Annotated in this window: 5 protein-coding genes; 1 reads left to right on the top strand and 4 read right to left on the bottom strand. The window is 67.1% G+C overall.

All coding sequences use genetic code 11. From position 1 onward, the window contains the following. Window positions 1-752, bottom strand: a 752-nt coding sequence (locus VL973_RS00210) for an amidase family protein (protein WP_325282020.1), incomplete at its 3' end; no start/stop codon positions are given. 10 nt (window positions 753-762) lie between these two features. Next, entirely contained in the window at window positions 763-2,790 is a 2,028-nt protein-coding gene (locus VL973_RS00205) for a 3-hydroxyacyl-CoA dehydrogenase NAD-binding domain-containing protein (protein ID WP_325282019.1), read from the bottom strand. Between the two features lie 288 nt (window positions 2,791-3,078). Here VL973_RS00205 and VL973_RS00200 point away from each other — a divergent pair, with 288 nt between their 5' ends. Continuing rightward, complete coding sequence (locus tag VL973_RS00200) at window positions 3,079-4,776, top strand: class I adenylate-forming enzyme family protein (protein ID WP_325282021.1); 1,698 nt, start codon at window positions 3,079-3,081, stop codon at window positions 4,774-4,776. Between the two features lie 3 nt (window positions 4,777-4,779). Here the strand turns inward: VL973_RS00200 and VL973_RS00195 are convergent, their stop codons facing one another. Then, window positions 4,780-5,469, bottom strand: coding sequence for a head GIN domain-containing protein (locus tag VL973_RS00195; RefSeq protein ID WP_325282018.1), 690 nt, complete (start codon window positions 5,467-5,469; stop codon window positions 4,780-4,782). A gap of 39 nt (window positions 5,470-5,508) precedes the next feature. Beyond that, window positions 5,509-6,124 (bottom strand): head GIN domain-containing protein (locus tag VL973_RS00190; RefSeq protein ID WP_325282017.1); only part of this gene is annotated, 616 nt, incomplete at its 5' end.

Genomic DNA, 6,124 nt, shown 5'->3' with positions numbered 1-6,124 from the left:
TGCGCCGTCAACGCCAGCACGCGGCGCGGCGGCGTCTTGGCGGCGGGCAGCGGCAGGGTGGCAAGGATGTCGAGCATTACCGCCAGATCCTCGCCCGATCGTGCCATCGGGCCGATCACGCCCAGCGCGGTTTCCGCGCCGTCGGTCCGGGGATAGCGATGGCCGTGGCTGTCGATCACCCCCCATGTCGGCTTCAAGCCCCAGACGCCGCAGAAATGGGCGGGGATGCGGATCGAGCCACCGATGTCGCTGCCCATTTCGATGGGAACATAGCCCGCCGCCAGCGCCGCCGCCGATCCGCCCGAACTGCCGCCGGGCGTGCGGTCCCGGTCGGCGGGGTTGCGCGTCACGCCGTGGATCGAATTGACCGACTGCCAGTCGCCCAGCCCCTTTGGCACATTGGTCTTGCCCAGCACCACCGCGCCCGCCGCCTTGAGCCGGGCGACGGCGACCGCATCGGTTTCGACCCGGTTGTTGCGGTGCTGGGAAAAGCCCCAATGGGTCGGCAGTCCGGCAACGTCGAATGCTTCCTTCACCGTCATCGGCACGCCCAGCAGCGGCATCGCGTCGGCCGATGGCCCACGCGCATCGATGGCGTCGGCAGCAGCGAGCGCGCGGTCGAAATCACGGACGACGACGGCGTTGATGCCGTCGTCGTCCGCCTCGATCCGGGCGATTGCCGCCTCGACCTCGGCGCGGGCTGTCGTCTCGCCGCTGCGGATGGCGGCGGCGGTGGCGAGGGCCGATTTCAACGCAAGCGCCTCAATTGAACTTCTCGCCCTTTTCGGCCTTTTCGCGCAGCAGCTTCGATACCTCGAACCCGTGCTTTTCCAGACCCGCGACGATTTTGGACAGCCCTTCGCCATCGGCCCAGAACATCGGCCCGCCACGATAGGGCGGCCAGCCATAGCCATAGACCCAGACGACATCGATATCGCTGGCGCGCTGGGCCATCCCTTCCTCCAGGATCATCGCGCCTTCATTGACCATGGTGTAGAGCGTGCGCTCGATAATCTCCTCGTCGGTGACGTCATGCTGGGGCGTGCCGGTTTTCTGTCGGAAATCCTCGATGATCTCGGCCACGCGCGGGCTGTTCGACGGCTGGCGCTTGTCGTCATAGTCGTAAAAGCCAGCGCCCTTTTTCTGGCCCCAGCGCTCCTCGGCGGCCAGCGCGTCGCGGATATTCTCGATGCGGGTCGGGTCACGGTGCCAGCCGATATCGACCCCGGCCAGATCGGCCATCTGGAACGGACCCATCGGCATTCCGAAGGCGACATGCACGCGGTCGATCTGTTCGGGGGTCGCGCCCTCCAGCAGCAGATTGGTCGCCTCCACCTGACGCGGCATCAGCATGCGGTTGCCGATAAAGCCGTGACAGACGCCGGCCACCACCGCGACCTTGCGGATCTTCTTGGCCACCGCCATCGCCGTGACCAGCACGTCGGGCGCGGTTTTCGCGCCGCGCACCACTTCGAGCAGCTTCATGACATTGGCGGGTGAGAAGAAGTGCAGCCCCACCACATCCTGCGGACGGCCAGTCGATGCGGCGATTTCATCGATGTTCAGATAGGAGGTGTTGGACGCCAGGATCGCGCCGGGCCTGGCGATGCGGTCCAGCTTGCCGAAAATTTCCTTCTTCACGTCCATATTCTCATAGACGGCTTCGATAATCAGGTCGCAGTCGGCCAGATCGTCCATGCTGAGGCTGGGCATCAGCAGGCCCATTGCCTGTTCGACCTGTTCGGCGGTCATCCGGCCCTTGGCGGCGGTCGCCTCGTAATTTTTTCGCATGACCCCGGTGCCGCGATCCAGTGCGTCCTGCTGCATCTCGACAATGGTCACGGGAATGCCCGCCGACAGGAAATTCATGCTGATCCCGCCGCCCATCGTGCCCGCGCCGATCACGCCGACCTTTCGGACGGGGCGTGCTTCGGTGCCGTCGGGCACGCCGTCGATCTTCGCGGCCTTGCGCTCGGCAAAGAAAATGTGGCGCAGCGCCGCCGATTGCGCGCCCATCATCAGCTTCATGAACGACATGCGTTCGCGCTGCACGCCTTCCTGATAGGGTTTGCCAGCGGTCGCCTCGATCACGTCGATGATCTCGGCGGGGGCGTCCATGCCCCGGAGGCGCTTTGCATTGGCCTTGCGGAAAGCGTCGAAGGTGGCGGCATCGATGGCCACGTCGCGCGTGCTGGTGCGCGGCAGCGGGCGGGCAGCGGCGATTTCGCGGGCATAGGCGATCGCTTCGTCGCGCAGCGCGCCTTCGCCGGCCAGCCGGTCGACCAGGCCGACTTCCCTGGCCTTGGCCGCCGGGATGGGGTCGCCCCTGGTCGCCATTTCCAGCGCAACTTCGACGCCCGCGACGCGCGGCAGCCGCTGCGTCCCGCCCGCGCCGGGGAGCAGGCCCAGTTTCACTTCGGGCAGGCCGAACTTCGCCGAGGGCACCGCCATGCGATAATGGCACGCCAGCGCGACTTCGCACCCGCCGCCCAGCGCGGTGCCGTGGACGGCGGCAACGACGGGCTTTTCCGATGCCTCGATCCGGTCGACCAGCACCGGCAGTGACGGTTCGACAAAGGGTTTGCCGAACTCGGTAATGTCCGCGCCGGCGAAAAAGGTCTGGCCTTCGCAGATGATGACGATCGCCTTGACGGCTTCGTCGCCGGCCGCTTCGGTCAGCGCGGCGTCGAGACCCTGACGCACGGCGGCGCCAAGCGCATTGACGGGCGGGTTGTTGGACGTGACGACCAGGACGTCGCCTTCGCGGACGGTCGAAATGGGGGCGTTCATTCGCTTGCTACTCCTCGCAAAGTCGGGCGCGGGCGCGTTGGCACGCGGGAAAACCGGGCGGTCGCCGTGGCGGGGAGGATGGCGGCGCTGGATGTGCAGTTTTGCATACCTGTCCTTCGAATCCTCTTCATCGCCCGGCTGGAACCGGCGCTGCACAGCTATTGCCTTGAGCGCCGCTCGAATCAACACTAACCTTCACGCAAACGTCAATCGGGCAAACCCGATATTCGACACGGGATAGGAGAGACTGTCTTGGCCACCGCCCCCGCCGCACGTTCATGGCCCGCCATGACGCTTGCCCAGATCGAAGCAACGCTGACCGCGCCCGGCCAGCGATTCGAGATCGAGACCGTCGATATCCACGGCGTGCCGACCCGCATATGGAAGAACGCACCACCCAATCTGGCGTTGCTTGTCGCTTTTTCACGCAGGCATGGCGGGCGTGAGTTCATCGTGCATGAGGGGGAGCGCGTCACATATGACGCGCATTTCCGTGCGGTCGCGCATCTGGCGCACAAGCTGATCGAATTGGGTGTGGGAAAGGGCGACCGCGTCGCCTTTGCCATGCGGAACCTGCCCGAATGGCCCGCGATCTTCTTTGCCGTGGCGAGCATCGGCGCCATCGCGGTGCCGCTGAACGCGTGGTGGAGCGCGGCGGAGCTGGCTTACGGCGTCAATGATTCGGGCGCGAAGCTGCTGATCCTCGACGGGGACCGTCACGACCGCTTCCGCGCGAGCTTCGATGAACTTCGCGGCGTCGAGCGCATCGTCGTCACGCGCCCGCGCGGTCCGCTGGACGCGCGCGCGGTGGCGTTCGACACGCTGCTGCCCGGCCCGAACGACTGGGCTGGCCTGCCCGAAATCGGCCTGCCGCCCGCATCGGCGCAGATCGCGCCCGACGATGATCTGGTCATCTTTTACACCAGCGGCACGACGGGCGCGCCAAAGGGGGCGCTGGGCACGCACCGCAACATGGCGACCAACATCTATTCCTCGGCCTATACCGCCGCGCGCGCGATGCTGCGCCGGGGGGAAGTGCCGCCCGCCACGCCCGAGCCGAAAGTGGGATTGCTGGTCATCCCGCTGTTTCACGTCACTGCCTGTTCGGCGTCGCTGATGGGAACGGTCGCGACCGGCGGCACCATTGTCTTGATGAAGAAATGGGATGCGGGCGAGGCGCTGCGGCTGATCGAGCGCGAACGCGTGCAACTGACCGGCGGGGTGCCGACCATCGCATGGCAATTGCTGGAGCATCCCGACCGCGACCGCCATGACCTGTCCAGTCTTGAGGCGGTGCAATATGGCGGCGCGCCCGCCGCGCCCGAACTGGTCCGCCGGATCGAGGCCGAGTTCGGCGCCGCGCCCGGCAGCGGATGGGGCATGACCGAGACGATGGCGACCGTCACCCAGCATAGCGGTGAGGATTATCTGGCGCGGCCCGACAGTTGCGGTCCCGCCGTGGCGGTGGCCGAGTTGAAGATCATGTCGCTGGACGGCGCGACCGAATTGCCACTGGGCGAGGTGGGCGAGTTGTGGGCGCGTGGGCCGATGATCGTGAAGGGGTATTGGAACAAGCCCGAAGCGACGGCGGCGACGTTTGTGGACGGATGGGTCCGCACCGGCGACCTGGCGCGGCTGGATGAGGAAGGCTTCTGCTACATTGTTGACCGCGCCAAGGACATCATCATCCGCGGCGGTGAGAATATCTATTCGATCGAGGTCGAAAACATCCTTTATGCCCATCCGGCCGTCACCGACGCCGCACTGGTCGGCGTGCCGCACCGCATCCTGGGCGAAGAGCCGGCGGCGGTCGTCCACCTTTGCCCCGGTTGCACGGCCAGCGAGCAGGAACTGAAGGACTGGGTGGCGCAGCATCTGGCACCGTTCAAGGTGCCGGTGTCGATCCGCTTCGTCGACACGGTTTTGCCGCGCAATGCCAATGGCAAGATATTGAAGAACGAACTGCGCGCGATGTTCGCGGCGTAACGGCTATTCGCCGCACGCGATCGGGCCGGGTCCGGTGCGCGTGCACGCCGCCGGGCCGGTTACGGTCACACCGCCCATGCCAAGCGCGGTCGCGCGGGCCGTCTGGGTCGCGTGCGCGCGGCTGTCGCCCGCGCTTTCGGACTGGAGCGTTAGGTCGCGGACGCTGAGTTGCTCGGCATCGATCGTCGCGACGCCGTTGTTGAGCAGTCGCGCAGTGCGGGCATTGCCGCCCAGCTTGAGTGCGCCCGATCCGACGGCGATGGCTTCCAGCCGGTCGGCGTCGATCGTCGCTACTTCGATCCGGCCCGACCCGGTCAGATTGATCGAGACCTCCGCGCCCTTCATCGCGTCGACGCGCACGCTTGCCGCGCCCGTGACCGACAGCGCGTTCAGATGCGGAGTCGTGATGCGGATGAGCGATGCCTCCCGCCGTGCGCCGGGCCAGCCGCCCCAGCCATTGGGGCTACCGCGCACGACGAGCATCCGGTCCTCGACCGCCATATTCACCGCATCGAGCGCACGCGATTCGCCGATCGCGGTGGCCGACGGACTGGCGCCGGTCGCGATTTCCACCGCGAACGGCCCTTCGACGCGAACGCGGTCGAACGCGGTGACCATGGTGCGCCGCTCATCGGCGGCGGCTGGCACGGCGGTTGCGGAAACGAGCGTCAGGGCCAGGAGCAATCGGATCATGCAACCTGATTACATTGCGCGCCGAGCCGGGCAAGCGGATCAGTTGCCGCATTTGACCGAGCCGACGCCCGCCTTGCTGACGCGGCACCGCGCGCGCGGGCCGAGGTCGACGGAACCGACGCCCGCCATCGACACGCGCGCATCGCCATCGACATTGGCGGTGATGTCGCCCGCACCCGCCATGTCGATCTCGGCACCGCGTGCGGTCAGGTCGCGTGCGCGGATCGAGCCGGTGCCCGCGATGCTCGCCCGCAGCCGATCAGCCACGCCCGCCGCCCCGATGTCGCCCGCGCCCGAGATCGACAGGCGAACCGCGCCGCCTTCGATCCGGCCGATCGTCATGTTGCCCGCGCCGCTCACCTCGCCCTGAAAATCGGCTGCGCCCCGGTCGATCGTCATGTCGCCCGCGCCGGCGATGGCGGCGCCGTCGATGCGCGGCATCGTAACGTCCACCGTCGCGCTGCCGCGATTACCCCAGCGCCAGGCGTTGTTCTCGACGCCGATATGCAGCGCATTGCCCCGCCGGGCGATGTCGAGCGAGTCGATAATGTCCTTGTCGCCCCGCGCGCGGACGGCGAAGGTCGGACCGGTGGTCACGCGCACATCGGCGGGCGCTGCATTGGTGACGCGGGTGAAGTCGGCGACGGGGTAGCTG

The organism is Sphingomonas sp. (assembly GCF_035490575.1).
In the GTDB taxonomy this organism is placed as follows: Bacteria; Pseudomonadota; Alphaproteobacteria; order Sphingomonadales; family Sphingomonadaceae; genus Sphingomonas.
Note: the sequence above shows the minus strand (reverse complement) of the source record. Positions and strands in the feature narration are given on the sequence as shown.

Coding starts and splice junctions, on each gene's coding strand:
- VL973_RS00200 (WP_325282021.1), top strand. CDS start 3,079: ATGACGCTTGCCCAGATCGAAGCAACGCTGACCGCGCCCGGCCAGCGA.
- VL973_RS00195 (WP_325282018.1), bottom strand. CDS start 5,469: ATGATCCGATTGCTCCTGGCCCTGACGCTCGTTTCCGCAACCGCCGTG.
- VL973_RS00205 (WP_325282019.1), bottom strand. CDS start 2,790: ATGAACGCCCCCATTTCGACCGTCCGCGAAGGCGACGTCCTGGTCGTC.